This is a genomic window from Aliirhizobium wenxiniae (assembly GCF_014201355.1).
Taxonomy (GTDB): domain Bacteria; phylum Pseudomonadota; class Alphaproteobacteria; order Rhizobiales; family Rhizobiaceae; genus Neorhizobium; species Neorhizobium wenxiniae.
Window position 1 is genome coordinate 161256 of sequence record NZ_JACHEG010000005.1, and the last position, 24482, is coordinate 185737.

At 59.4% G+C, this 24482-nt stretch carries 24 protein-coding genes and 1 pseudogene; 14 read left to right on the forward strand and 11 right to left on the reverse strand.

Going from position 1 to position 24482, the window contains the following annotated elements; genetic code table 11:
- Nucleotides 1-2: 2 nt before the first annotated feature.
- Nucleotides 3-662 (reverse strand): heme exporter protein CcmB, encoded by a 660-nt coding sequence (ccmB, locus tag HNQ72_RS20235; protein ID WP_183994718.1) that lies wholly within the window; start codon nt 660-662, stop codon nt 3-5.
- Nucleotides 663-924: 262 nt separating this feature from the next.
- Complete coding sequence (ccmA, locus tag HNQ72_RS20240) at nt 925-1569, reverse strand: heme ABC exporter ATP-binding protein CcmA (protein ID WP_183995048.1); 645 nt, start codon at nt 1567-1569, stop codon at nt 925-927.
- A gap of 273 nt (nt 1570-1842) precedes the next feature.
- Here ccmA and acnA point away from each other — a divergent pair, with 273 nt between their 5' ends.
- The 4 genes from acnA (at nt 1843) to HNQ72_RS20260 (ending at nt 7196) form a co-directional block, all read left to right on the forward strand.
- Entirely contained in the window at nt 1843-4536 is a 2694-nt protein-coding gene (gene acnA / locus HNQ72_RS20245) for an aconitate hydratase AcnA (protein WP_183994720.1), read from the forward strand.
- 232 nt (nt 4537-4768) lie between these two features.
- Nucleotides 4769-5506, forward strand: a complete 738-nt coding sequence (locus tag HNQ72_RS20250; RefSeq protein WP_210334166.1) for a sulfite exporter TauE/SafE family protein — start codon at nt 4769-4771, stop codon at nt 5504-5506.
- 186 nt (nt 5507-5692) lie between these two features.
- A complete protein-coding gene (locus HNQ72_RS20255; RefSeq protein WP_183994723.1) occupies nt 5693-6442 on the forward strand; it encodes a DUF1223 domain-containing protein in 750 nt (249 codons plus the stop codon).
- Between the two features lie 364 nt (nt 6443-6806).
- A complete protein-coding gene (locus tag HNQ72_RS20260) occupies nt 6807-7196 on the forward strand; it encodes a DUF2794 domain-containing protein (RefSeq protein WP_183994725.1) in 390 nt (129 codons plus the stop codon).
- 90 nt (nt 7197-7286) lie between these two features.
- Here the strand turns inward: HNQ72_RS20260 and HNQ72_RS20265 are convergent, their stop codons facing one another.
- The 4 genes from HNQ72_RS20265 to HNQ72_RS20280 form a co-directional block, all read right to left on the reverse strand.
- The gene (locus HNQ72_RS20265; protein ID WP_183994727.1) at nt 7287-7844 is read right to left on the reverse strand and encodes a GNAT family N-acetyltransferase; all 558 of its coding nucleotides are present in this window, start codon (nt 7842-7844) and stop codon (nt 7287-7289) included.
- A 118-nt stretch (nt 7845-7962) separates the two neighbouring features.
- Nucleotides 7963-8700, reverse strand: coding sequence for a Bax inhibitor-1/YccA family protein (locus tag HNQ72_RS20270; RefSeq protein WP_183994729.1), 738 nt, complete (start codon nt 8698-8700; stop codon nt 7963-7965).
- 331 nt (nt 8701-9031) lie between these two features.
- Nucleotides 9032-11575: an ABC transporter permease gene (locus HNQ72_RS20275; RefSeq protein WP_183994731.1), complete on the reverse strand. Its 2544-nt coding sequence runs from the start codon at nt 11573-11575 to the stop codon at nt 9032-9034.
- On the reverse strand, nt 11572-12303 hold the full coding sequence (locus HNQ72_RS20280; protein ID WP_373289453.1) for an ABC transporter ATP-binding protein: 732 nt from the start codon (nt 12301-12303) through the stop codon (nt 11572-11574). The genes HNQ72_RS20275 and HNQ72_RS20280 overlap by 4 nt, the downstream gene beginning before the upstream one ends.
- Before the next feature lie 55 nt (nt 12304-12358).
- Here HNQ72_RS20280 and HNQ72_RS20285 point away from each other — a divergent pair, with 55 nt between their 5' ends.
- From HNQ72_RS20285 to HNQ72_RS20300, 4 genes are all read left to right on the forward strand, one after another.
- A complete protein-coding gene (locus tag HNQ72_RS20285) occupies nt 12359-13009 on the forward strand; it encodes an arylesterase (protein WP_183994735.1) in 651 nt (216 codons plus the stop codon).
- A gap of 69 nt (nt 13010-13078) precedes the next feature.
- A complete protein-coding gene (thpR, locus tag HNQ72_RS20290; protein ID WP_183994737.1) occupies nt 13079-13666 on the forward strand; it encodes an RNA 2',3'-cyclic phosphodiesterase in 588 nt (195 codons plus the stop codon).
- A gap of 31 nt (nt 13667-13697) precedes the next feature.
- Nucleotides 13698-14000 (forward strand): 4a-hydroxytetrahydrobiopterin dehydratase, encoded by a 303-nt coding sequence (locus tag HNQ72_RS20295; RefSeq protein WP_183994739.1) that lies wholly within the window; start codon nt 13698-13700, stop codon nt 13998-14000.
- A gap of 79 nt (nt 14001-14079) precedes the next feature.
- Entirely contained in the window at nt 14080-14472 is a 393-nt protein-coding gene (locus tag HNQ72_RS20300; protein WP_183995052.1) for a YkvA family protein, read from the forward strand.
- Nucleotides 14473-14481: 9 nt separating this feature from the next.
- Here HNQ72_RS20300 and HNQ72_RS20305 read toward each other — a convergent pair whose 3' ends face one another.
- Nucleotides 14482-15042, reverse strand: coding sequence for a sigma-70 family RNA polymerase sigma factor (locus HNQ72_RS20305; RefSeq protein ID WP_183994741.1), 561 nt, complete (start codon nt 15040-15042; stop codon nt 14482-14484).
- A 253-nt stretch (nt 15043-15295) separates the two neighbouring features.
- Here HNQ72_RS20305 and HNQ72_RS20310 point away from each other — a divergent pair, with 253 nt between their 5' ends.
- Both HNQ72_RS20310 and rlmN read left to right on the forward strand, forming a co-directional pair.
- Nucleotides 15296-15799: an invasion associated locus B family protein gene (locus tag HNQ72_RS20310; RefSeq protein WP_183828488.1), complete on the forward strand. Its 504-nt coding sequence runs from the start codon at nt 15296-15298 to the stop codon at nt 15797-15799.
- Nucleotides 15800-16015: 216 nt separating this feature from the next.
- Nucleotides 16016-17260 (forward strand): dual-specificity RNA methyltransferase RlmN, encoded by a 1245-nt coding sequence (rlmN, locus tag HNQ72_RS20315; protein WP_183994743.1) that lies wholly within the window; start codon nt 16016-16018, stop codon nt 17258-17260.
- Nucleotides 17261-17271: 11 nt separating this feature from the next.
- Here rlmN and HNQ72_RS20320 read toward each other — a convergent pair whose 3' ends face one another.
- On the reverse strand, nt 17272-19134 hold the full coding sequence (locus tag HNQ72_RS20320) for an FUSC family protein (RefSeq protein WP_183994745.1): 1863 nt from the start codon (nt 19132-19134) through the stop codon (nt 17272-17274).
- On the reverse strand, nt 19131-19526 hold the full coding sequence (locus tag HNQ72_RS20325; RefSeq protein ID WP_244654435.1) for a MarR family winged helix-turn-helix transcriptional regulator: 396 nt from the start codon (nt 19524-19526) through the stop codon (nt 19131-19133). Before HNQ72_RS20325 ends, HNQ72_RS20320 begins: the two co-directional genes overlap by 4 nt.
- Before the next feature lie 264 nt (nt 19527-19790).
- Here HNQ72_RS20325 and HNQ72_RS20330 point away from each other — a divergent pair, with 264 nt between their 5' ends.
- The 3 genes from HNQ72_RS20330 to HNQ72_RS20340 all read left to right on the forward strand — a co-directional run bounded on the left by HNQ72_RS20330 (nt 19791) and on the right by HNQ72_RS20340 (nt 22516).
- Nucleotides 19791-20744: an ABC transporter substrate-binding protein gene (locus HNQ72_RS20330; protein WP_183994749.1), complete on the forward strand. Its 954-nt coding sequence runs from the start codon at nt 19791-19793 to the stop codon at nt 20742-20744.
- 99 nt (nt 20745-20843) lie between these two features.
- Nucleotides 20844-21725: an ABC transporter permease gene (locus HNQ72_RS20335; protein ID WP_183994751.1), complete on the forward strand. Its 882-nt coding sequence runs from the start codon at nt 20844-20846 to the stop codon at nt 21723-21725.
- On the forward strand, nt 21722-22516 hold the full coding sequence (locus tag HNQ72_RS20340; protein ID WP_183994753.1) for an ABC transporter ATP-binding protein: 795 nt from the start codon (nt 21722-21724) through the stop codon (nt 22514-22516). Before HNQ72_RS20335 ends, HNQ72_RS20340 begins: the two co-directional genes overlap by 4 nt.
- 21 nt (nt 22517-22537) lie before the next feature.
- Here the strand turns inward: HNQ72_RS20340 and HNQ72_RS20345 are convergent, their stop codons facing one another.
- Together HNQ72_RS20345 and HNQ72_RS20350 are read right to left on the reverse strand one after the other, a co-directional pair.
- Nucleotides 22538-23179, reverse strand: a complete 642-nt coding sequence (locus HNQ72_RS20345) for a LysE family translocator (protein WP_183994755.1) — start codon at nt 23177-23179, stop codon at nt 22538-22540.
- A 71-nt stretch (nt 23180-23250) separates the two neighbouring features.
- Nucleotides 23251-24108 carry an SDR family NAD(P)-dependent oxidoreductase gene (locus HNQ72_RS20350; RefSeq protein WP_183994757.1) on the reverse strand — a complete coding sequence of 286 codons (858 nt, stop codon included), beginning with the start codon at nt 24106-24108 and terminating at the stop codon, nt 23251-23253.
- Nucleotides 24109-24210: 102 nt separating this feature from the next.
- On the opposite strand from HNQ72_RS20350, the pseudogene HNQ72_RS30600 reads away from it, so the two are divergent.
- A pseudogene (locus HNQ72_RS30600) lies at nt 24211-24459 on the forward strand (type II toxin-antitoxin system ParD family antitoxin).
- The last annotated feature ends 23 nt before the right edge of the window (nt 24460-24482 follow it).

Below are 24482 nucleotides of genomic sequence, written 5' to 3' on the forward strand. Positions count from 1 at the left end.
AATCAATCGGCCGTGTTTCGCAAAGCGAGCGCCGCGCCGATTGGACCGATCACCGCAAAAAACATCGTGATGGCCACCAATATCAGAAAAGGCGGCATGAAGGGGGCAGGATCTTCAACGGCTGCGTAAGATGCGCTGACGCCGAAGATCAGGACTGGGATCGCCAGTGGCAGGACGAGGATCGAGACCAGCAGGCCGCCACGGGGAAGGGCGACGGCCACGGCAGCACCCACCGCGCCGATGAAGGTCAGCGCCGGTGTGCCGACCAGCAGTGTCAGCATGGTCGCGCCGATGGCGGCTTCGCTCATGTTCATGAACAGGCCGAGAAGCGGTGAGGCGATGACCAGCGGCAGGCCGTTGCCTAGCCAGTGGGCGAGGCACTTGACCAGCACGGTCAGCGCCAGCGGGTGTTCCTGCATCAGGATCAGGTCAAGTGATCCGTCCTCGCGGTCGGTCTGGAACATGCGGTCGAGGCCGAGGAGCGCGGAGAGAAGTGCGCCGATCCAGACGATGGCCGGGCCGATACGGGATAGAAGGTTGAGATCCGGCCCAACGCCGAAGGGAATCACGGCGACAACGGTCATGAAAAACAGGACGCCGATCAGCGCGCCACCGCCGGCACGGACCGAAAGTTTCAGGTCGCGAAGGAGGAGGGCGGTCATTGTAGTCGGCCTTTGCGGGTAGTGGTGCCGGCCGAACTGCTGCCTTGGCGGGTGGAGTTACCCCCCTCTGGCCTGCCGGCCATCTCCCCCACAAAGGGGGAGATCACAAGAGGCGTGACCTTCGCTTCTCCAAGAAATGTGTGCCGTGCGTAAAGGCTGATGTGATGCGCGGAGCATGCCCCCAGCTGATCTCCCCCCTCGTGGGGGAGATGCCCGGCAGGGCAGAGGGGGGCTGTCGATGGGAGACGAGAATGAAGGTTCATCACCACATATCCTCCATCGCGCCGGCAAAGCCCGTCATTCTCAATTCCTGCGCATTTTCCAATCCAAGTGGTTGGTGCGTGGCGGCAAGCACGATGCCACCAGAGGCCAGATGCTGCTTGATCAGCGCCGTAAACACGCTCTCGGCGCTGACATCCAGCGCGGCTGTCGGCTCGTCCAGGATCCAGACCGGGCGCCAGGCGACGAGCAGTTTGGCAAACGCCATGCGGCGCTGCTGGCCGGCGGAGAGATAGCCGAAAGGCAGGTGGGTGATGCCTCCGAGGCCGACCGCTTCGGCCGCCTCACCGATGCCTATGCCGGCATTTCCGTTAAAATCACCGAGGAAATCGCGCCAGAAGGAAAGGTTCTCCGAGACGGTCAGCTCGGCCTTCATCGCATTGCGATGACCGAGATAGTGGCAGGCTTCGGCGGCGCGCATTCCGGCTTCGGCGCCTTCCTGCTCCCATATCACCCGACCGCCGTCGGGCCGCAACAGGCCGGCCACGGTGCGCAGCAGGGTCGACTTCCCAGAGCCGTTTTTTCCCGTGAGAACAAGGCTTTGGCCGCCTTCGAGGCAGAAGGAAACGTCCTTGAAGATCAGGTCTTCGCCGCGTCTGGCGCTCAAGTTTTCGGCCGTCAGCCGCATCACGGAAACCTTGTTTAAGTTCTCAATCATCTAGCGCTAAAAAAATCTTTCGCACGCTGCGACAAAGTGTCTGGAAGGCTTCTTAGAAACTAACTATATAGATGGCAACCACGCCAGCGGTCGGCGTGAGTTCCATCTGTCGCCGGACCTGAAGACCACAAATCTTCTCGTGCGGACAGCGGAAATGGCCGCACCCGCATCCTATAGTGCATTTCTTATGCATAGGCGTCCGCACGCGCGTGTTGGCTCTTGATATCAGCGGGGTTATTTTCCGTGACCAAATCTATCGATAGCTTTCAATGTCGTTCCGTCCTTACCGTAGGCGGTAAGGACTACGTTTATTACAGTCTGCCCAAGGCCGAAGCGAACGGGCTTACGGGTGTTTCCAAGCTGCCTTTCTCTATGAAGGTGCTGCTCGAAAACCTGCTGCGTTTCGAAGATGGCCAGTCGGTCACCAAGGAACAGATCCTTTCGGTCGCCGAATGGCTGAACAACAAGGGCCTGACCGAAGCCGAAATCGCCTATCGCCCGGCTCGCGTGCTGATGCAGGACTTCACCGGCGTTCCAGCGGTTGTCGACCTTGCCGCGATGCGTGACGGCATCAAGGCGCTCGGCGGCGATCCGGAAAAGATCAACCCGCTCGTTCCCGTCGATCTCGTCATCGACCACTCGGTCATCGTCGACGAATTCGGTACGCCGACCGCCTTTGCCCGCAATGTCGAGCTGGAATACCAGCGCAACGGCGAGCGTTACCGTTTTCTCAAATGGGGCCAGCAGGCGTTCAAGAATTTTCGCGTCGTTCCGCCCGGTACCGGCATCTGCCACCAGGTGAATTTCGAATATCTCGGCCAGACCGTCTGGACCAATGAGGAAGACGGCGAAGTCACAGCCTATCCCGATACCTGCGTCGGCACCGACAGCCATACGACGATGATCAATGGTCTCGGCGTTCTCGGCTGGGGCGTTGGCGGTATCGAAGCGGAAGCCTCGATGCTCGGCCAGCCGGTTTCCATGCTTCTGCCGGAAGTCATCGGCTTCAAGCTGACCGGCAAGCTGAAGGAAGGCGTTACCGCCACCGACCTGGTGCTCACCGTCGTGCAGATGCTGCGCAAGAAGGGCGTGGTTTCGAAATTCGTCGAATTCTTCGGCCCGGGCATGGACAACATGCCGGTCGCCGACCGCGCCACGATCGGCAATATGGGCCCGGAATATGGTGCGACCTGCGGCTTCTTCCCGGTTGATAGTGAAACCGTCAACTACCTCAACATGTCCGGTCGCACCAAGGAGCGTATCGCGCTCGTCGAAGCCTATTCCAAGGCGCAGGGCATGTGGCGTGATACGGATGGTTCCGAGCTTGTCTTTACCGACACGCTGGAACTCGATCTCGGCGATGTCGTGCCGTCCATGGCCGGCCCGAAACGTCCCGAAGGTCGCATTCCGCTGGAAAACATTGCGTCCGGTTTCGCCGGCTCGATGGAAAGCGACTACAAGAAGCCGGGTCAGCTCGATAACCGTTATGCCGTCGAAGGCACGGATTTCGATCTCGGCCATGGTGACGTGGCGATCGCTGCCATCACGTCCTGCACCAACACATCGAACCCGAGCGTGCTGATCGCAGCCGGCCTTCTCGCCCGCAACGCCGTTGCCAAGGGTTTGAAGACCGCGCCGTGGGTGAAAACTTCGCTTGCGCCTGGGTCTCAGGTCGTTGGCGAATATCTGGCAAAGTCGGGTCTGCAGAAGGAACTCGATGCGCTCGGCTTCAACCTCGTCGGTTTCGGTTGCACGACCTGCATCGGCAATTCCGGCCCGCTGCCGGCACCGATCTCCAAGACGATCAACGACAAGGGCCTGATCGTTTCGGGCGTACTTTCGGGCAATCGCAACTTCGAAGGCCGTATCTCGCCGGACGTTCAGGCCAATTACCTCGCTTCGCCGCCGCTGGTCGTCGCTTATGCGCTTGCCGGAACGGTGCAGAAGGACCTGACCAAGGAGCCGCTCGGCATTGGCAGCGATGGCCAGCCCGTCTTCCTCAAGGATGTCTGGCCGACGTCCGCCGAAGTGCAGGAGTTCATCCAGAAATACGTCACCCGTGAACTGTTCGAGAGCAAATATGCGGACGTGTTCAAGGGCGACGAAAACTGGCAGGCGGTGCAGATCCCGGATGGCGAGACCTATGCCTGGGACGACAAGTCGACCTATGTGCAGAACCCGCCTTACTTTGTCGGCATGGGCAAGAAGGGCGCTGGCCTGAAGGATATCAAGGGCGCCCGCGTGCTTGGTCTCTTTGGCGACAAGATCACCACCGACCACATTTCTCCGGCCGGTTCGATCAAGGCGTCCTCTCCGGCCGGTGCTTACCTCACCGAAAACGGCGTTGCCGTTGCCGACTTCAACCAGTACGGCACGCGTCGCGGCAATCACGAAGTGATGATGCGCGGCACGTTCGCCAATATCCGCATCCGCAACCACATGCTCGGCCCGAACGGCAAGGAAGGTGGCTACACCATCCACTATCCGTCGAAGGAAGAGATGTCGATCTACGACGCGGCGATGAAGTACAAGGAAGAGGGCACGCCACTCGTCATCTTCGCTGGTGTCGAATATGGCAACGGTTCGTCGCGTGACTGGGCTGCCAAGGGCACCAACCTTCTCGGCGTCAAGGCCGTGATTGCGCAGTCCTTCGAGCGCATCCATCGCTCGAACCTAGTCGGCATGGGCGTCGTTCCCTTCGTCTTCGAAGAGGGCACGACCTGGGCTTCGCTCAACCTCAAGGGTGACGAGACCGTTACCATCGAGGGGCTGGAAGGCGATATCAAACCACGCGAGTGGAAGGTCGCAAAGATCACCTATGGCGATGGCACGGAGAAGGAAATCAACATCCTCTGCCGCATCGATACGCTCGATGAGGTCATCTACATGAACAATGGCGGCATTCTGCAGACGGTTCTGCGGGATCTGGCCGCTTAATATTGATATCTGCCACTCGCCGGATTGTCCGGCGGGTGGTTCTTTTGCCCGCGAGGGCGTCTATTCTCCCTCATTCCTGTGCTTGTCACAGGAATCCAGCCAGCCCAAGTCCTTGGGCTGAAAGGAATCTTCCGACCTGATAGACATCGGGTCGCTGGATTTCTGTAACAAGCATAGGAGTGAGGGTGGAGGGCGTTTTCGCTCTCTCTTCACATCTCAAGGTTCCTACCGCGTGTCTCTCATCATCTTTATCGGAATGGCCGTCACCGTTTTTCTGACGTCGCTGCTTTCCGGCATTTTCGGCATGGCCGGCGGGTTGATCCTGCTCTGGGTGCTGCTCTTCCTCTATCCGGTCGGTACCGCAATCGCGATCCAGGGCGTCATCCAGATGGTGTCCAACGGTTCACGCGCCTGGTTCTCCCGCGCCTATATCGACTGGAAAATTCTCGCCATCCTGTGCTCCGGCGTGGCGCTGTCCGCGGTCATCCTGTTCCTCACGAACTACACGCCAAGCCTGATCGTGGTGCTGATCGGTGTCGGCCTGATGCCGATCCTTGTCTGGTTGCCGGTCAACAGGCTGCAGCTCGATGCGTCGCGACCGTCGCATGCATTCCTGGCCGGATTGCTCTCCGGCGCGATGACGATCAGCGTCGGCGTTGCCGGGCCCACGGTCGATATCTTCTTCATCCGCACGCAGATGGATCGCCGCAAGATCATCGCCACCAAGGCGTCGATCCAGACGCTGTCGCATCTCGCCAAGATCGCCTTCTACTGGGATGCTGCCTCGCAGTTGCCGACTGTGGATGCGATCGCCGTGCTGATTGCGGCACCGATTGCGATCCTCGGCGCACGTGCCGGAAACGGTATTCTGCAGAAGATGACGGATGCAAATTTCCGCGCCTGGACCCGTTGGGTCGTAACCGGCGTCGGTGCTGTCTATCTCGCGCAGGGTTTGCTGAAGCTCGTCTAATCCCTCGGTATTGCCCGAGTTGGTTTTACAACCAAAAGGCGACGATTAATCACATTCTCCGTTCTCACCCCATCGTGACTTTCTCTTGAAATTGTGGATGGTTACTTTCCGCCAGCCCAGAGATTTGTTCTTTCCTGCCGATGGCAACCGCTTCTTGCGATTGCCCTGACAAAAGGTTCGTCATCCATGCCGTTTGCCTTGCGTGCCGTTATCGTCCTTGCGAGCCTGCTCGTTGGCAGTATCGCATCGGCCGGAGAGGTGCGGTCGCCAAAGGGCGTCGTCGAGCTTTTCACCTCGCAGGGCTGTGCTTCCTGTCCGCCGGCCGACAACACGCTGTCGCAGCTGGTGGCCCAGGGTGATCTCGTGGTGCTTTCCTATCATGTGGACTACTGGAACTATCTCGGCTGGACCGACACGCTGTCCTCCAAGGAAAACACCGAGCGGCAATATGGTTATGCCAAGACGATGGGGCGCAGCGGTGTCTACACGCCGCAGGCGATCATCAATGGCCGCGAGCATGTGAAGGGTACCGATCAGACGGTCATCAATGGCAAGGTCAATGATCTGCAGAAAGCCGGCAAGGGCCTGACCGTTCCCGTCGCTGCCACCATGCACGGTGACGAGATCGAGATCGAAATCGGCGAAGGGCAGGGACAGGCCGATGTCGTGGTTGCCTATTTCACCAAGCACCAGCAGATCGATGTTACCAAGGGCGAAAACAGCGGCAAGAACATGGAATATTGGCATGCCGTTTACGACGTGCAGTCGGTCGGTATGTGGAACGGCCAGAAGATGACGCTGAAACTGCCCGGCAAGGCGCTTGGCAAGACCAAGAAGGACGGCTGCGCCATTCTCCTGCAGACATCCGGTTCGGGCGGCGAGCCGGCCTCGATCATCGGTGCGACAGTCCTGATGGCGGGCCGCAAGAAAGACTGACCGGATATTTTTCCGAAGGCATTTCTGCCTTTTTTCGAAACAGGAAATCGCGCCCGGTCCTCGCTTGGGGCGAAACCGGCGGCCGTTTTTTCCGATGAGCTTGGAAAGTTGTTGGATGGCCCGGCCCGGAAACATTGGGGGGCTGGGGGTAAGGGTCAATGCACCTGACCGGGCCAATGGCGCTAAACGCGCCAACCAACAGCCGCAACATGTATGCCGATTTTGGCGCTGTTTTGTCCGAATTTAGGCAGAGAAAAAAATCTGTCGGCCGAACCTGTCGGCGGCGTTTGCCGGGCGGCGGCTTGCATTTTTGCGTGGGTCGGGCACACTGTCATGCCAAAGACATGTAACATTTGGAGCTTTGATGGCCGATCATTCCGATTTGCCAGCGGGCGCGAGGCCTCAAGATGCGGCCGTTGTCGTCAGTCTCAGCGAATATAAGCAAAGTCTCGATCCGGTTCCGGTGACATTCCACCGGCGTGAACTCGACGCAATTCTCTGGATCTATGGCCGAATGGTCGGAGAGGGAGAATGGAAGGATTATGCGATCGACCACCTGAAGGATCGCGCCATATTCTCGATTTTCAAACGATCCGGCGAGATGCCCCTTTTCCGTATCGAGAAGAACCCGAAGCTGGCCGCCAAGCAGGGCGCCTATTCGGTCATCAATACGAACGGCCTGATTTTAAAGCGCGGCCATGAGCTGCAGCAGGTTCTCAAGGTATTTGACAAGGCGTTGAAGCTGATCGAGTGACTATTGGATGCCCAAGGTGCTCAGATAATCCCTCATTCCTGTGACAGGCACAGGGATGAGGGTAGAGCGCGGCGCTGCCGGTCTGCCGATTCAGCCCACAAACAGCGTTCCGGGATAGGCTGCCGGATCCGGGTCGGTATCCGTGCCTTCACCAAGCGCGACTTGCATCAGGACTGTATCCAGCCATTTCCCATGTTTGAAACCGGTGCCTTTCAGCGTGCCGGTCATCTCGAAACCGAGGCTTTTGTGGACAGCAACGGAAGCGGGGCTGGCACCGCCGATGACGGCCACCATCTGGCGGAAACCGAGTGCTTCGCAGCGGATCAGCAATTCCTTCAGCAGAGCCTTTCCGACGCCTTTGCCGCGGGCTTCTGGTGCGAGGTAGATCGAATCCTCGACGAGCCAGCGATAGGCCGGGCGGGTGCGAAATGCCGAGGCATAGGCATAGCCCAGCAAGTTGCCGTCCTCTGCATCCGCCGCGATATAGGGATACCCCTTATCGATGATGCCCGCCTGGCGGCTGGTCATCTCGGTCAGGTCGGGGGGAGTGATTTCGTAACTTGCCGTGCCGTTAAGCACGCTGTCACGATAGATCTCGGTGATGGCCGGAAGGTCGGCCGCAGTGGCATTGCGAATGGAAAATGTCATGGCGGGGAGCAAGCGGGATGTTGGTTTGGAACTGTGTCCAGCCTAGGCTCGCTCGAAAAACCAGGCAACAAAAAAGGCGGCTCGAAAGCCGCCTTCTTCGTAACGATCACTCTTCCGCTTAGTCGTTGCGGTTGCCCAGGAACTGAAGCAGGAAGGTGAAGAGGTTGATGAAGTCGAGGTACAGGGTCAGTGCGCCCATGATGGCCATGCGGCCGGTCGTGGCGGAGTCGTGACCGTCCCAGTACATTTCCTTGATCTTCTGCGTGTCGTAGGCGGTCAGGCCAGCGAAGATCAGCACGCCGATGGCGGAGATAGCGAAGCCCATTGCAGACGACTGCAGGAAGATGTTGACGATCGACGCGATGATCAGGCCGAACAGGCCCATGATCAGGAACGAGCCGAGGCCGGACAGGCTCTTCTTCGTCGTGTAGCCGTAGAGCGACAGGGCGCCGAACGAAGCGGCGGTGACGAAGAATGTCTGAACGATGCTCTGGCCGGTGAAGACCAGGAAGATCGAGGACAGCGAGAGACCCATCAGTGCGGCATAGACCCAGAAGGTCATCTGCGCAGCCGGAACGCTCATCTTGTTGATGCGGAAGCTCAGGAAGAAGACCATGGCCAGCGGAGCCAGCATGATCACCCACTTGAGCGGACCGCCGTAAAGCGCCTGTGCGACAGCCGGGTTGGAGACTGCGAACGCATAGGTGCCGTATGCAGCAACACCGGTGATCGCAAGTCCGAGTGCCATCAGGTTATAGACCCGAAGCATGTAGGCGCGCAGGCCCTCGTCGATCATCGCGCCCGACTGAGCGCGAGACTGCGCCATTCGGTTCTGGTAGTTGTTGAAGTCAGCCATTGTTTCCTCTTTAAGCTCCGAAATTACTACGGTGTCGGGCCCCCTAATACATGACCCAGGCGCCGCTGCGGAGCTCCAGCAAGCCTATAGGCGAATATGATGCGAGATCGCTTTACATACAAGGGGTTCGCCGCCGGAAAACATCAACTGCGCGTGTAATTTAGCAACCTCTGGGATATTATTGCGCGAATTCGACGGATATTTCCAGCATTTTGCAACCTCTGGGTGATCGAGGCGATTTCACGTCTCTTCGAACCGCGAAACCGCCCTATCTCTTTGTTTCCGTAGAACTCCGGACACAAGGCCGGTTTCCGCTTTTGCCGGAACGATCCTAGAGTTCCCGCAAGACCGGAGCCGCCTTCTGGCCGAGAATGCGCCAGGTGCCAATCAGACCGATACCGACCGTCAGAACCAGCGAGATCACAAGCGTGAGTACCGCTACATCCGGCAGGAAAGAGGATGGCATGCGCATGATGCGGGCAACCACGAACCAGGCGGACAATCCGCCCGCAAGCAGAGCGAAGACCGCGGTCGCCGTGCCGAGGATCAGGTATTCGTAACCAAAGGCGCGCATCAGCATGTTGCGAGTGCCGCCAAGCGTCTTCAGCACGACCGCATCATGGGTGCGGGGCCGGTTTCCGGCCGCGAGCGCACCGGCCAGGACCAGAACCGAAGCGATGAGCGCGACTGCCGCTGCCGCCCGTATGGCGGTCGCAAGCTGGCCGACCAGCTGATCGACGAGATCGATCGCATCCTTGACCCTGACGCTGGTGATCGTCGGATATGCCGTGGTCACGGTTCTCAGGATTTCGGCTTCCTTGGCTGCCGAAGCGGAAGGCTCCGTCAGGGTCGCCAGCCAGGCATGCGGCGCGCCGCGGAATGTGTTGGGCGAAAACACCATGACGAAATTGATCGACAGCGATTCCCACTCGACATTGCGGAAGCTGGCGATTTTCGCGGTGATATTGCGGCCGAGCACGTTGACGGTAACCGTATCGCCGAGCTTCAGGCCCAGTTCGCCCGCTTCTTCGGCAGAAAAAGAGACGAGCGGTTCGCCGTCGTAATCTTCTGGCCACCATTCGCCGGCGGTTAGCGTCGAGCTTTCCGGCTTGTTCTTGGCGTAGGTAATACCGCGGTCGCCGCGCAGAACCCAGCGGCCTTCCGGTGGGACGTTCATCTGGCTGACGTCCTTGCCATTGAATGCGAGAATGCGCCCGCGCAGCATCGGCACCTCGAAGACTTTGCCCTCAGGAGCTTGCGTCTTCAACAGCTGCCGGAAGCCGTCGACTTCGGCGCTCTGAACGTCGACGAAGAAGAAATTCGGCGCTCCTTGGGTGATGCGCCCGGTCAGCTGGTTGCGCATGTTGCCGTCGATCAGCGCCAATGTCACGAGCAGCGCGAGACCGAGGCCGAGCGACAATACGACCGATGGCGTCAGTGCGCCGGGGCGGTGAATGTTGCCGATCGCGAGGCGGAGGGCGGGCGAGTTTACTCGCGGGCTCCGGCGGGCAAGCGCCGCAATGCCGGCGGCGACCACTCGCAGCAGAAGGAAGGCACCGGCAACCGCGACAAGGAAGACGGAGGCGATGCGCCGGTCGTCGGCCCAGAAGATGGCGAGTGCGGCGAGCGCTGCCAAAGCCGCACCGGCTGCGAGAAGGTAGGGCCACGACGGCAGGCGTCTCGCCTCGAAACCCTGTTCGCGGAAAAGCGCCGTTGCCGGGACTTCCCGTGCATGGCCTAGCGGCAGGATGGAGAAGGCGAATGTGACGAGAAGGCCGAAGGCGGCGGCGATTGCCAGTGCGCTGCCATAAATGGTTGCCTGTTCGGGAACCGGCAGGACACCTTCGAGATAACGGAAGGCGATGAAGGGCGCGACCGCGCCGATCACGAGGCCGATGACGATTCCGATCGCGGCCAGAAGCATGATCTGGAAAAGATAGATCATCGTTACCACCGAGGCCGGAGCGCCGAGGCATTTGAATGTCGCGATGGTCGTCCGCTTGGCATCAAGGAAAGCGCGGACCGCATTGGCGATGCCGACGCCGCCGACGATGAGAGCGGTCAGGCCGACAAGCGTGAGGAATTGCGAAAAACGGTCGATGTTTTCGGCAAGCGAAGGGGCCGCGCGGTCGCTTGTGCGCACCGACCAGCCGGCATCGGGGAAATCGCGGTTCGCACGAGTGACGATCGAAGCCCGGGTCGAGGGATTTTCGAGGCGGATCTTGTAGGAATGCTCGACGAGGCTGCCGATGGTAATCAGCCCGGACGCAGCCAGGGCATCGCGGCTGATCATCAGGCGCGGGGCAAAACCGAAACCATCGGACAGTGCGTCGGGTTCACTGGCGATCGTGCCCTTGAGGACGAGGCGGGTGTTTCCAAGAAGTATCTCGTCGCCGACGGAGAGGCCCATGCGGTCGAGAAGCAACGGTGCGGCGACGGCGCCAAAGGCATTGCCCTGTTGTGCCACAAGCTGATCGATCGGCTGCTGCGGATCGGTCTGCATCTGCCCGTAGAGCGGGTAAGCGCCATCGACACCCTTGACCTCGACCAGCGCCTGGGCGGAACCGTCCGGTTTACGCGCCATCGAGCGCAGGCCGGTCGAGACGCTGACTTGACCAAGGCTGTTCAGGAACGCTTGTTCCTTTTCGCTCGCCTCGCGATTGTTGAGTTCGAAGCGGATATCGCCGGCAAGCAGCGCCTGGCCCTGATTGGCAATTGCACCCGTGATTGCCGTCGAGACGGAATTCACGGTCGCGATCGCTCCTGTTCCAAGTGCGATACAGGCCAGGAAGATGTAGAAGCCGCCGAGACCACCGCGCATTTCGCGCAGCGCCAGACGGAAGGCGATGGAGATGCGGGCGAGTACCGCACTCATGCCGACACCGCCTGACCGACGGTGCGGGCAGCGCTATCCTCGACGATTTCGCCGGATCTTACGCGGATCTGGCGCGAGCAGCGGGCCGCAAGACTGTTGTCGTGGGTGACAAGAAGCAGCGTCATGCCGCGCTCGGCCTGTTTTGAAAACAAAAGATCGGCGATCTGCTTTCCTGTTTCAGTGTCGAGATTGCCGGTCGGCTCGTCTGCGATCAGGAGGGCCGGTGAGGGGGCGAGTGCACGGGCGATCGCCACGCGCTGCTGTTCGCCACCGGAAAGTTGGCCCGGATAGTGGCTGAGCCTTTCGCCCAGCCCGACTGCCGTCAGTTCGCGTTTTGCGATATCGAATGCGTCGGAAACGCCGGCGAGCTCCAGCGGCACTGCGACGTTTTCCAGCGCCGTCATGTTGGCGATCAGATGGAAGGACTGGAAAACGATGCCGATATTGCGCCCGCGGAATTCGGCCAGCACATCCTCGGAAAAACTGTGAAGCGGTTCGCCCTTGATGAAGATCTCGCCGCTGTCCAACCGCTCCAGCCCGGCCAGAACCATGAGAAGTGTCGACTTGCCGGAGCCGGACGGGCCGATGATGCCGACGGCTTCGCCGGTATTGATCGTCAGGTTGATACCTTTCAGCACATGGACGGAGGCTGCGGCGCTTCCGAGGGTCAGGTCGGCATTTTTGAGATCGATAACGGTTTCAGTCAAAGCGAATAACCCTATATCCATAGTGTGCCGGGCGTTTGCTGCAGCGCGGTCGTCGTGGAAATTTAGGAGACGTGAGTTGAGTTTTAAAGCAAGCCTTCTTCACTTCATCGTCATGGTTGCTCTCTTTGCCGGCTCAGGTTCGGCAAACGCGCAGGAGAAGGTGATCAATCTGGTCGGCTTTGGCGACAGCCTGATGGCCGGATATCAGCTCGCACCGTCGGAATCCTACACGGCCCAGCTGGAGGCCGCGCTGAAGGCCAAGGGGCATAAGGTGGTCATTACCAATGCCGGTGTTTCCGGTGATACGACCTCGGCCGGGCTTTCGCGCATCGACTGGTCGGTTCCGGATGGTACCGATGGTGTCATTCTCGAACTCGGCGCCAATGACGCGCTGCGCGGCATCGCGCCAGAACAGTCCGAAAAGAACCTGGATGCCATGCTGGCGCGGCTGAAGGAGCGAGGCATCCCCGTGCTGCTCGCAGGCATTCTCGCGCCGCCGAATATGGGGGGCGACTATGCGGAAAAATTCAATCCGATCTACAAGCGGCTAGCCGATAAATATGCAGTTCCGCTCTATCCCTTCTTTCTCGACGGGGTGACGACGGTGCCGGGAATGCAGATCGAAGACGGGATGCATCCCAACGCCAAAGGCATTGCCGTGATGGTCGAACGCACTCTCCCCATGGTGGAAGCATTTCTAGGGGAGATCGGTTCGGCCACAAAATAACAACTTGCACGGAACGAGATTGCGTGTTCCGCTATTGATATCTGCAAGAGATTCGAGGAGGTTCTGCGTATGCCGAGACTTTTCACCGCCCTCGAAGTCCCGCGCCATGTTGCCTTGAGCCTGTCCCTTCTTCGTGGAGGAATACCGGGCGCGCGATGGATCGACGTCGAGAATTACCATATCACCCTGCGCTTCATCGGCGATGTCGATAACCGTACCGCCGACGAGATCGTCGATCGGCTGGACAGGATCGACCGGCCCGAATTCCAGGCGCAACTGACAGGTATCGGCTCTTTCGGATCGAAGAAGCCGCATTCCATCTGGGCCGGTGTCTCAATTTCTCCCGACATGCTGGCGCTGCAGGCGGAAATCGAGCGGATCTGCCAGCGGATCGCACTGCCGCCGGATCCCCGCAAGTTCATGCCGCATGTGACACTTGCAAGATTGAAGCACTGCCGTCTTGACGACGTGGTGCACTACCTCTCGGGTCGGGGCAATTTCCAGACTGTACCCTTCAAAGTGTCACGATTCGTACTTCTGTCATCAAAGGAGTCGGTCGGCGGCGGGCCTTACGTTACCGAAGAAATCTTTTCCTTGAGAGATGACAGTTACGCCCATGAATATGCTGACGCGGAAACGGCGAAGAGCTATTTCTGAGAGACGCTGTTTCTGAAAGGGCGTTGCGCCCATGAGTTACGAATTGCTGGAACCGGACGAGGTCAGTCGGGAGTTGGCCAAGCTTGAAGGCTGGGAGCTTTCGGCGGATGGTCTTTCTATACGCAAATGTTTCAAATTCCGATCTTTTGCCGAGGCGTTCGGTTTCATGACCGAATGTGCATTGGCTGCGGAAAAATTCGATCATCATCCGGACTGGAGCAACAGCTATTCCCGCGTTGAGGTGAAGCTCACCACGCATGCAAAGAAACAGCTGACCGACCGTGACTTCCGGCTTGCTTCCTCGATGGACGAGGCTTGGGCGCGTCGCCTTTAAAGGCTGCCGCCTTTGAAAGACCATTGTCGATGCCCATATGGGACTTGTTAAATCGATGAAGGTCTCCAACGGAGCGCTCATGGACGACGTGAAGATCGGTGAAATTCTTCTGCCCGGCGACGACGAGACGCAGGATCGCCGTGAAAAAAAGGTGCGCGCAAAATTCTGGCCGACACTTAAACGCGCCGTGAAGTTTGTGCCGTTCAGCCGTGATCTGGTTGCCGCCTATTATTGCGCAATTGATCCGAAAACGCCGACCAGGGTCCGTGGTGTGCTTCTCGCTGCGCTTGCCTATTTCGTCATGCCTGTCGATCTTATCCCCGATATGTTTGTCATGGTGGGTTTTACCGACGATGTGGCGGTGCTGGCGGCGGCGCTGAGGATGATCCAGGGCCATATCGCCGACCGGCATTATGATGCGGCGGACGAGATGCTGGCCGATAATCCCGACATCGGAAAAGCTCCAGCCTGAACGCACCTATTATGGCGCGACCGGATCTTCAAGCGCGCGGCGCAAGTGCTGAAAGGCAAGCCGGATGCGGGATTTTACTGTGCCCAAGGGCAGTCCGGTCGCTTCGGCAATCTCCGAATGTGTCTGGCCAAGGAAAAAGGCTGCTTTGACCAATTCCATCTGCTCGCCTGGAATCAGGCTTAGCGCATGGCGAACCCTCGCGTCTCGCTCCTCGCCTTCAACAAGAGAGTCGGTCGCTTGCATATCCATCATCTGCCACTGCGCATCACCGAGCGCATCCTTGCCCTTGGCGCGCCGCTGCGCATCCAGGCGGCGATTGCGCGCGATGCGGTACAGCCAGGTAGAAAGCGAGGATTTTTGCGGATCGTAGAGAGAAGCACGATGCCAGAGTACGGTCATCACTTCCTGGACAAGCTCTTCCGCTTCATCGACGGGAATCCGCTGGCTCATCAGCCAGGATTTGAGCCGCGGGGCAAAATGATCGAAGAGCACCCCAAAGGCTGCCTGGTCACGCTCCACGGCGACAGCCCTGGTCAAGCGCGCAAAGTAGTCCCGATCGTTACCCTGCATCCAAACTACGCAATTCTTTCAAAGCCTAGATTCGCATCTATGCGGCCATACTAATGTCATTGCGGGAGTTTGGAAGAGGACAAACTGTTGCCCTATTCCTTGTGTCATTGACAGCACATTACAGCGAGCGCGCAACCAATTCCAATGTTGACGGATTGGTAACCAGAATTAAGTCAAAATGAACCAGATCATGGCCCGCTTCACCCGCCCTTACCGTTGAAGCGTCACGTATAACAAAACTCGGCAGGAAACCATGTCCGCACGCACAGTCGCACTCGCCCTTGCTCTTACCTTCGTAAGCGCAGGCATCGCCTCGGCTCAGACGCCGACCCGCATCCAGCAATTCAAGGCATGGGGTGCCTATTCGTACAAGTCCGGCAACAGCACGGTCTGCTATGTCCTTTCTGTTCCGACCACCAAGGAACCTGCTAGCGTCGATCACGGCGACATTTTCTTCATCGTGTCGCAACGTCCGGGCCAGAGCGTCTCCTATGAACCGCAGGCAATGGTAGGTTATCCGCTGCAGGCCAATTCTAAGGTGACTGTCACCATCGATGGCAAGAACTTTACCATGTTCACCAAGGAAAAGGCTGCCTGGGTCGAGAATGCGGCCGAAGAGCCGGCACTCGTCAATGCCATGAAGACCGGTCATAACATGAGCGTCAGCGCCGTTTCGGGCCGTGGCACGAAGACCAATTACGCCTATTCTCTGCAGGGCATTTCGGCTGCACTGAAGCAGATCGAAACCTGCAAGTAAGCGATACGTCGTCGATTTAAGCGGAGGCCGGTCATCTGACCGGCCTTTCGTGTTTGTTGAAGACAGGGTGACGCGGACCTATTTTGATGCTAAAGCCCGCGCCAACATGGTCGGGCCGAATGTTGCCGCGACCGATACAGGTTTCACGCACAGACATGCCCAAGCCCTCCGCCGATCGCGCGGTGGCGATGTGCATGTGCTCGAACGGGATAGAATATGTCAGTCACAGAGGCCATTGCCCCCGGTGCCATCGCCAAGAAGCCGCTGGTTGCCAATCCGGATCTTTTCACGTCCAAGCCGTCGCTGATCGGCCTGACGCGGCCGCAGATGGCAAAAGCCCTGCATGAAAAGGGCGTGCCGGAAAAGCAGCTGCGCATGCGCGTCAACCAGCTGTGGCACTGGCTTTATATCCGCGGCGTTTCCGATTTCGACGCGATGACCAATGTCGCCAAGGACATGCGCGAGATGCTGAAGGAGCATTTCACCATTGCGCGGCCGGAAATCGTCGAGGAGCAGATCTCCAATGACGGCACCCGCAAGTGGCTGCTGCGTTTCCCGTCGCGCGGCGCCGGCCGTCCGGTCGAGATCGAGACCGTCTATATTCCGGAAGAAGGTCGCGGCACGCTGTGCATTTCCAGCCAGGTCGGCTGCACGCTGACCTGTTCCTTCTGTCACACCGGCACGCAGAAATTGGTGCGCAACCTGACGGCAGAGGAAATCCTGTCGCAGCTTCTGCTTGCCCGCGACCGTCTGGGCGATTTTCCGGGTGCGGACACGCCGCCCGGCGCTTTCGTGCCGACCGGCGACCGCAAGGTCACCAATATCGTGATGATGGGCATGGGCGAGCCGCTCTACAATTTCGACAGCGTCAAGACAGCACTTCTGATCGCCACCGATGGCGACGGCCTGTCGCTTTCCAAGCGTCGCGTCACCCTGTCCACTTCAGGTGTCGTTCCGGAAATCTACCGGACCGGCGAAGAGATCGGCGTGATGCTGGCAATCTCGCTGCATGCGGTGCGCGACGAGTTGCGCGACATGCTGGTGCCGATCAACAAGAAATATCCGCTGAAGGAACTGCTCGACGCCTGCCGGGCCTATCCGAGCCTGTCGAATGCCCGCCGCATCACTTTCGAATATGTGATGCTGAAGGACGTCAACGACAGCCTGGAAGACGCCAAGCTGATGGTTCAGCTGCTCAAGGGCATTCCGGCGAAGATCAACCTCATTCCGTTTAACCCGTGGCCGGGCACGAACTATCAGTGCTCCGACTGGGCGACGATCGAGAAGTTTGCCGATTTCATCAATCAGGCCGGTTACGCTTCGCCGATCCGCACGCCGCGCGGCCGCGATATTTTGGCGGCTTGCGGCCAGCTGAAGTCGGAATCGGAGCGCATGCGCAAGACCGAGCGTCTTGCCTTCGAAGCGATGATGATCGCCGGTCACGGCGAAGACGACGACTGAGCCTTTTTGGCTCAGCCGGCCCGGCGAAAGAAATCCTGATTGGCCGCGACGAGAGCGGCCGTCTCGGTCAGCCGGGCGGCGTCCTGCGGATATGTCGCCTGCAGTTTTTCTGCTGCCTTTGTGAAGGCATGTACGACCCTTTCGGGTTTGCGGGACAGATGAGCAATGCTCAATAACGTCGCGCGAAGCGCCCGTTTCGACTGCGCGTCGATCATGCTTTCGGTCATCATGCAGCGGATCGCATAGAGGCTGTTTCCGAGCTGCAATGCACCCATACCGCCGCTTATGGCAAAACCTCCGCCACTCCCGCTCTTCTCGCTCCAGCGAACCAGCATGACGAGGCGATGATAGATGCGCATGCGCCAATGCCGGTAGCGTTCCGGCTTGTCGAATGCGCCCTTCGCCATCGAGGTCAGCTCATGCACCATCAGCCTTATGACAAAATCCAGCCGCTTACCTGTATCCATGGGCAAGGCGACAAAGGCCAGATAGGCCGTGACGGGGCCGAGCATGACGCCGAAGGCCTGCAGAAGCACATGGCCAGGCTCGGGGTTCGCCGGCACGTGGGGGTTCATCATCAGCAGGTAGATGAGATTATAGTCCATGCCCGCCAGTCCGACGCGGCGATGCGCCATCGGCAACATCCCGACAAGTGTGAAGGGCATGATGAGCAGGGCTGCCTCCATAACGCTACCGGCCATCGGCATGATGACGAGATGGGACAGAACTGCTGCGCAGACACCACCTGCTGCGCCTGCGACCACCCAGCGCATCTGAAGCCCGGGATTCGGAAAAGTCGAAAAGACCGAGGTCATGATGGCTGCGCCCATGACCATGTAAGGGCCTAGCTGCCAGCCGGTTGCTATCCATACAAGGCCGGTGGTCGCGACAGCGCTCATCGATCTCAATGCCGCATAACGTGCGCCGATCCAGTCGCGATGCTGCGGCACGGGGCGTTCCGATACCGGGCCGATCGCGGCTGCGGTCCTGTTCGCTCGCTGCCAGAGCGGGATCATGGCTCTGAGGTGGGCGGCGCGATGCGGAAAATCGGTTTCAAGATTCGCAGCCATTTCGCGCAGGCGTTTGGAGAGATCATCCTGATCTCCATTTGCCGCCAGCGGTTCGCCCGCATCCTCCTCGCGCGGTGACCGGGTGTCGAGCAGCAGTTCGCTCAAAGCAGAAAGAAGACTGCGGATATCGCGGGCCTTCCGGCGGGTGCCGAGTGAACCGGCCGAGACTATGTCGAGGCTTTCGTCCAGTGCGGCTATCTCGAGGATGAGCCGCGAACGTTCGTTTCCATCGCCTTCACCGGTCGCCACATGGTCGAGGCAGATCTGCATGATGGTTTTCACGCGCCTGGATAGATCGACAGACTGTGGTTTCGGAGAAAAGACTAGAGCGACGATCGTGCCGACGGCGGCGCCGAGACAGGCCGTTGCCATGCGGTCGATCGCCAGCATCCAGATGGACGTGTCATGGCCGTAACCAAGGAGCGCAACCATTGCGGCGGAATATCCGGTCAGAAGACTGGTATAGGAGGCCGGACCTGTAAGCAGGTTTCCGGTGCCAGCGCACAGGCCGAGCCAGATTGTAAGGCCGATGATGATGCCGAGCGGATCGTTTCCCGTCAGGACCATGAGACCAACTCCGGCCAACGCCCCCACGATCGTGCCGAGAACACGGGCAAAGCTTCGCTCAAGCCGTTGGCCGCGCGTCGGCAGGGCGGTGATCCAGACGGTCATCGCTGCCCATTGCGGGTGATCAAGTCCGATCAGGGTGCCGATGGCAAGCGCCAGGCACGCTGCGATGGCGGTGCGGGCGGTGAAACGCAGCCGGGCCGGGTCAATATCGAAGATCGTAGTCACTGCTTTCATGATCGCGTCTTCATCTCGGCTTTCGCCTCTTCGATCCTATCTTCTACGCGCTCACAGACGCGCAGAACGGCGGCGATGTCTGTGTCGCTGAAATCCGCCAGTAACTCCTTCTCCAGGGTGACGAGCTGTTCGCGTATGGCGAAAGCCGTCTTCCTGCCTTGGTCGGTCAGAAAAAGCCTGCGGGCGCGGCGATCGTCCGGATCGATCCGGCGCTCGAGAAGGCCGCGTTTCGACAGGATATCGATCAGCCGCACAAGGCTGGACTCGTCGAGGCCGGAGGCGGCGGCCAGTTCTTTCTGCAGCATGCCGTCACCCAGACGGTGCAGATATATCAGCGGCGTCCAGCTGGCGTCGGTCAGGCCGCTCTCGGCCAGCTTCTCATCGATAAACATTCGCCACCTTCGGGCGAATACGACAACGGCGCCGCCGAACACGGCTTTGGGATCGTTCAAATCTCTTTGCATTCAAATTATTTGTATCAAAATTACTTTTCCTGCAAGGGGTGTTCGGCACTAGCTGTGATGCAATTGTTGCAGGTCTAGCCAAAGCAGGTGTCCCTGTGTCGCGGTTTGTGGGCTGTGAGCATGTCGTTGTTGATTTCGGATGCTCGGCTCCATAAGAAACCCGAAAGCTAAAAAATCGCCCGGAGGAAACCTATGCGCGCTTTCATTCTCGCCCTCGCTGCAGCCACGGCTCTTGCCATGCCCGTCAAGGCGGCAGACGTCAGCGTGGCCGTGACGGCCATTGTTGAACATCCCGCACTCGACGCGGTTCGCGACGGTGTGAAGGAAGCCTTGGCCGATGCAGGCTACAAGGATGGTGAGAACCTGAAATTCATCTATGAGTCCGCGCAGGGCAATCCGGGTACGGCCGCACAGATCGCCCGCCAGTTCGTCGGTGAGGAGCCGAGCGTCATCGTGCCGATCTCCACGCCTTCGGCCCAGGCCGTCGTTTCCGCTACCCGCGACATCCCGGTCGTGTTCACCGCCGTTTCCGATCCGGTCGGCGCCCAGCTGGTCAAGGATATGGCGAAGCCCGGCCGTAACGTGACCGGCCTTTCGGACATGTCGCCGGTTGCCGAACATATCAAGCTGATCAAGGAAATCTCGCCGAATGCGAAGTCGATCGGTTTCCTCTACAACACGGCTGAAACCAATTCCGTTTCGATCCTCGCCGCGCTGAAGGAAGAGGCCGCGAAGAACGGCATGACGGTTGTCGAGTCGGTTGCGACCAAGTCGGCCGAAGTACAGGGTGCTGCCCGCGGTCTCGTCGGCCGTGCCGATGTTTTCTACATCCCGACCGACAACACGATCGTTTCCGCATTCGAAGCAGCCGTCGGCGTTGCCGAGGAAGCCAAGATCCCGCTTTATGCCGCCGATACCGGTTCGGTCGATCGCGGTGCGGTTGCCGCCCTCGGCTTCAACTATTTCGACGTGGGCAAGCAGACCGGTGCGATCGTTGCCCGTATCCTCAAGGGTGAGGCTCCCGGCGATATCGCGGTCACTGTTGCTGCGGGCACCGATCTCGTCATCAACAAGGGCGCCGCCACCCGCATGGGTGTGACGTTGCCCGAGGCCATCGTTTCGCGCGCCACGCGCACGGTCGAATAAATCACTGTTACCGACGCACCGGGTGATGTCACAATCATCCGGTGTGACCGACGACCAACCGGCGCGAGACGCGACGGACAATAAGGGGAGCACGACAAGGTGCTTAGTCAGATCGCCTTCTGGGGCGCAGTGGAACTCGGGCTGGTTTTCGCCTTTGTTGCCATCGGTGTATTTCTTGCCTTCCGAGTGCTCGATTTTCCCGATCTCACGGTCGATGGATCGTTTCCGCTGGGTGCTGCCGTTGCGGCCGTGCTGATTACGGTCGGCATCAATCCATGGCTTGCAGCCGCAGCCGCCATGGTTGCCGGTGCCGCCGCCGGCACGGTGACGGCGTTTCTCAACGTGCGCTTCCGCATTCTCAACCTGCTTGCCTCGATCCTGACGATGATCGCGCTTTTCTCCGTCAACCTGCGGGTGATGGGAAAGCCGAATGTGGCGCTGATCAATGCCGATACGATGTTGAGCCCGTTCTTTGGCCTCGGCCTGCGTGAAGTCTATGTGCGTCCGCTTTTCGTCGGCGTGCTGGTGGTCATCGCGGTGATTGCCGTCTGGCGCTTTCTCGAAAGCGATGCGGGGCTTGCAATGCGCGCAACCGGCGCCAATCCGCGCATGTCGCGGGCACAGGGCATCGATACGAGCTGGCAGGTCTATCTCGGTCTTGCGCTTTCCAACGCTCTAGTCGCACTTGGCGGCGCGCTGTTTGCCCAGACCAACGGTTTTGCCGATGTCACCTCCGGTGTCGGCACCATCGTTGTCGGTCTCGCAGCCGTCATCATCGGCGAAACGCTGTTTGGCGCACGCGGCATTCTGCTGGCGCTGATCGGCTGCGTTGTCGGCTCGATCCTTTACCGTATCGCCATTCAGCTGGCGCTGTCGACGGATGCGCTGGGCCTCAAGGCCTCCGACCTCAATCTCGTCACCGCCGTTCTGGTGGCCGTGGCGCTCGTTCTGCCGCGCCTGCGCCGGGGAGCTTCGTCATGATCGATCTCAGCAATATCCACGTCACCTTCGGCAAGGGTACGCCGCTGCAGAAGGAGGCGCTCAAGGGCGTCAACCTGACGATCGAGGAAGGTTCCTTCGTCACCGTCATCGGCTCGAACGGTGCCGGCAAATCGACCCTTCTCGGTGTTCTCGCCGGCGACGTGTTGGCGAATGAAGGCAAGGTGATGATCGGCAGTACCGATGTGACGCGCAAGTCGACATCCGCCCGTGCCGGTCTCGTCGCTCGTGTGTTCCAGGATCCGCTGGCGGGAAGCTGTGGGTCTCTGTCGATCGAGGAGAATCTTGCGCTTGCTACCCGCCGTGGCGAGCGCCGCGGCCTGCGCTCGGCACTTGGCCCGCGCCGTCGGGAGATTTTCCGCGAGCGGATTGCCGAACTCAATCTAGGGCTTGAAAACCGGATGAAGGACCGCATGGATCTTCTCTCCGGCGGTCAGCGCCAGGCGGTGTCGCTGGTCATGGCGACGATGGCGGGTTCGGATGTGCTGCTGCTCGACGAGCATACGGCCGCGCTCGATCCGGGCATGGCGGAATTCATCATGAAACTCACTCAGCGCGTCGTGTCGGAGCGCAAGCTGACGACGCTGATGGTGACGCATTCCATGCGTCAGGCGCTGGATTTCGGCCATCGCACGATCATGCTGCATGGCGGCGAGATCATTCTCGATGTCAGCGGCGACAGCCGCAAGGATCTGCAGGTCGAGGACTTGATCGCCATGTTCCGCAAGATGCGCGGCGAAACGCTGGACGACGATGCATTGCTGATCGGCTGATGCCGATCAGCGCTTTGTCGGTCAACGCGCCTGGGTGAAGAAGATTTTTGCCGCAAAGATCGAGAAGACGCCGGCAAAGGTGTAGTCGATGCCCCGCAAAACTTTCGGGTTGGCCTGAAGCCAGGCGGAAAGCCTGTCAGCTGCCAGCACGACCATGACGTTGATCGGCATTCCGATGAGGATGAAATAAAGCCCGAAGAAGATCAGCTTGCCGGTGACATGCGGGTCGTGGGCCGAGACGAATTGCGGCAGGAAGGTCATGAAGAAGATGATGACCTTGGGGTTCAGGATGTTAACCCAGAAGCCGAGTGAAATGCTGGCGAGGGCGCTGCTTTCCGGCCGGTCGACCTTTTCGACCGAGAGGCTGGAGCCGAAACGGATCGCCTGGATGGCCAGCCACAGAAGATAGGCGGCGCCACCGGTCTTCAGGATGAAGAAGGCGGTCGGTGAGGCGGTGATCAGCGCCGAGATGCCGAAGGCGACCAGAAGCGTATGGCAGACGATGCCGAAATTCGTGCCCAGCACGACAAGCAGCGCCGTCTTGCGGCCCTGGCTGATGGCTCGGCTGATCGACAGGGTCATATCCGGCCCCGGCGTGATTGACAGAAGAAGACCGGCGGCGGTGAAGGCCAAAAGGGTCGGCAGGCTCGGCAGGAATTCCATGATCGTTCTCGAAAGCCGGAGGATTGTCGGTTCCGTTTATCCGGCTTTCGAGCTTATGCCAAATCAATCAATCAACGGTTGCTGATGAATTGTTTTGATGCATCGGCAAAATCCGGATGCCAGCGGGAAAGCGGCGGCCGGTTTTCGATGACATCGCCGATCGCCCAGGCCATACGGCGTTCGTCGGTGGCACGATCCACGTCGTTGTCAGGGCAAAGGATATAGAAATCACCGCGACCGAGGCTCTCGATCATGAAACCGACCGTCTGTTCGGAGGTCCATGCGCCTTCCGGCTTTTCGGTCCGGCCACCCGCGGCAAGCGGGGTGAAGACGAAGCCGGGTATGAGGAGATGTGCGGAAACCTGGCAGCCTTCGGTGTTGCGCAGCTCGTGCTGCAGCGCCTCGGTTAAGGTTTTAACGCCGGATTTGGAGACGTTATAGGCGGGATCGCCGGGCGGGGTAGTGATGCCCTGCTTGGAGCCGGTGTTGATGATGAGAGCCGGTTCGCCATGGGCGATCATCGCGGGGCCGAAGATGCGGCTGCCGTTGACGACGCCCATCAGGTTGACGGCGAGCACATTTTCCCAATTGGCCTGCGGGCCGAAAATGCTGCTGCCGGGCTGGATGCCGGCATTGTTCATCAGCACATGGACGCGGCCGAAACGCTGGATGACGGCGCGTTCGAGTGCTGCGATCTCATCGGGTTTCGATACGTCGGTACCGATCGCCGCGACGTCATGTTCGCCGCCTTCGGCAAGTGCGGTCACTTCGCGACAAGCCTCGACAAGCTTGTCACCTTCCAGATCGACAAGCACGACGGAAAGGCCGAGGCGGGCAAATTCTTTCGCTGCGGCAAGGCCGATGCCGGAAGCAGCTCCGGTGACGACGGCGACATTGTCCTTTTTCAGAGCGGGATGAGTAACGGTCATGGGTCGGTCTCCTCTATGACGCTGCTGTTCAAAGGTCCGGCGGGATATGGTACTTATCGCTATCGCGTCAACATGACGGGATATTGAAGCGGAGCCAAGCCGATGGGCGAGATCATATCGATCAAGGTGGATGATGCCTTAGCCGCTTTTATTCGAGGTTTGGTTGCTAGTGGACGTTATGTGTCCGAAAGCGACGTAATAGAAAAGGCGCTGTACTTGCCCAAGTAGAGTGAGGAGAGCGCAATCGAGGCTTTGCGTGCGGCGGTCGATGAAGGCGAAGCTTCAGGCGAGCCGCGGTCTTTCGATTTCGACAAGTTCCTTGCAGAGAAACGCCGCAAGCATGGACGATGATTCTGCCGCAGGCATGAACGTGC

Excerpts from the sequence above, each read along its gene's own strand:
- rlmN (WP_183994743.1), top strand. The coding sequence starts at position 16,016 with ATGTCAGTCACAGAGGCCATTGCCCCCGGTGCCATCGCCAAGAAGCCG.
- HNQ72_RS20300 (WP_183995052.1), top strand. The coding sequence starts at position 14,080 with ATGGACGACGTGAAGATCGGTGAAATTCTTCTGCCCGGCGACGACGAG.
- HNQ72_RS20330 (WP_183994749.1), top strand. The coding sequence starts at position 19,791 with ATGCGCGCTTTCATTCTCGCCCTCGCTGCAGCCACGGCTCTTGCCATG.
- HNQ72_RS20260 (WP_183994725.1), top strand. The coding sequence starts at position 6,807 with ATGGCCGATCATTCCGATTTGCCAGCGGGCGCGAGGCCTCAAGATGCG.
- HNQ72_RS20340 (WP_183994753.1), top strand. The coding sequence starts at position 21,722 with ATGATCGATCTCAGCAATATCCACGTCACCTTCGGCAAGGGTACGCCG.
- HNQ72_RS20325 (WP_244654435.1), bottom strand. The coding sequence starts at position 19,526 with ATGTTTATCGATGAGAAGCTGGCCGAGAGCGGCCTGACCGACGCCAGC.
- ccmB (WP_183994718.1), bottom strand. The coding sequence starts at position 662 with ATGACCGCCCTCCTCCTTCGCGACCTGAAACTTTCGGTCCGTGCCGGC.
- HNQ72_RS20275 (WP_183994731.1), bottom strand. The coding sequence starts at position 11,575 with ATGAGTGCGGTACTCGCCCGCATCTCCATCGCCTTCCGTCTGGCGCTG.
- HNQ72_RS20320 (WP_183994745.1), bottom strand. The coding sequence starts at position 19,134 with ATGAAAGCAGTGACTACGATCTTCGATATTGACCCGGCCCGGCTGCGT.
- HNQ72_RS20270 (WP_183994729.1), bottom strand. The coding sequence starts at position 8,700 with ATGGCTGACTTCAACAACTACCAGAACCGAATGGCGCAGTCTCGCGCT.
- HNQ72_RS20255 (WP_183994723.1), top strand. The coding sequence starts at position 5,693 with ATGCCGTTTGCCTTGCGTGCCGTTATCGTCCTTGCGAGCCTGCTCGTT.
- ccmA (WP_183995048.1), bottom strand. The coding sequence starts at position 1,569 with ATGCGGCTGACGGCCGAAAACTTGAGCGCCAGACGCGGCGAAGACCTG.
- HNQ72_RS20280 (WP_373289453.1), bottom strand. The coding sequence starts at position 12,303 with ATGGATATAGGGTTATTCGCTTTGACTGAAACCGTTATCGATCTCAAA.
- HNQ72_RS20345 (WP_183994755.1), bottom strand. The coding sequence starts at position 23,179 with ATGGAATTCCTGCCGAGCCTGCCGACCCTTTTGGCCTTCACCGCCGCC.
- HNQ72_RS20265 (WP_183994727.1), bottom strand. The coding sequence starts at position 7,844 with ATGACATTTTCCATTCGCAATGCCACTGCGGCCGACCTTCCGGCCATC.
- HNQ72_RS20350 (WP_183994757.1), bottom strand. The coding sequence starts at position 24,108 with ATGACCGTTACTCATCCCGCTCTGAAAAAGGACAATGTCGCCGTCGTC.
- thpR (WP_183994737.1), top strand. The coding sequence starts at position 13,079 with ATGCCGAGACTTTTCACCGCCCTCGAAGTCCCGCGCCATGTTGCCTTG.
- HNQ72_RS20295 (WP_183994739.1), top strand. The coding sequence starts at position 13,698 with ATGAGTTACGAATTGCTGGAACCGGACGAGGTCAGTCGGGAGTTGGCC.
- HNQ72_RS20305 (WP_183994741.1), bottom strand. The coding sequence starts at position 15,042 with ATGCAGGGTAACGATCGGGACTACTTTGCGCGCTTGACCAGGGCTGTC.
- HNQ72_RS20310 (WP_183828488.1), top strand. The coding sequence starts at position 15,296 with ATGTCCGCACGCACAGTCGCACTCGCCCTTGCTCTTACCTTCGTAAGC.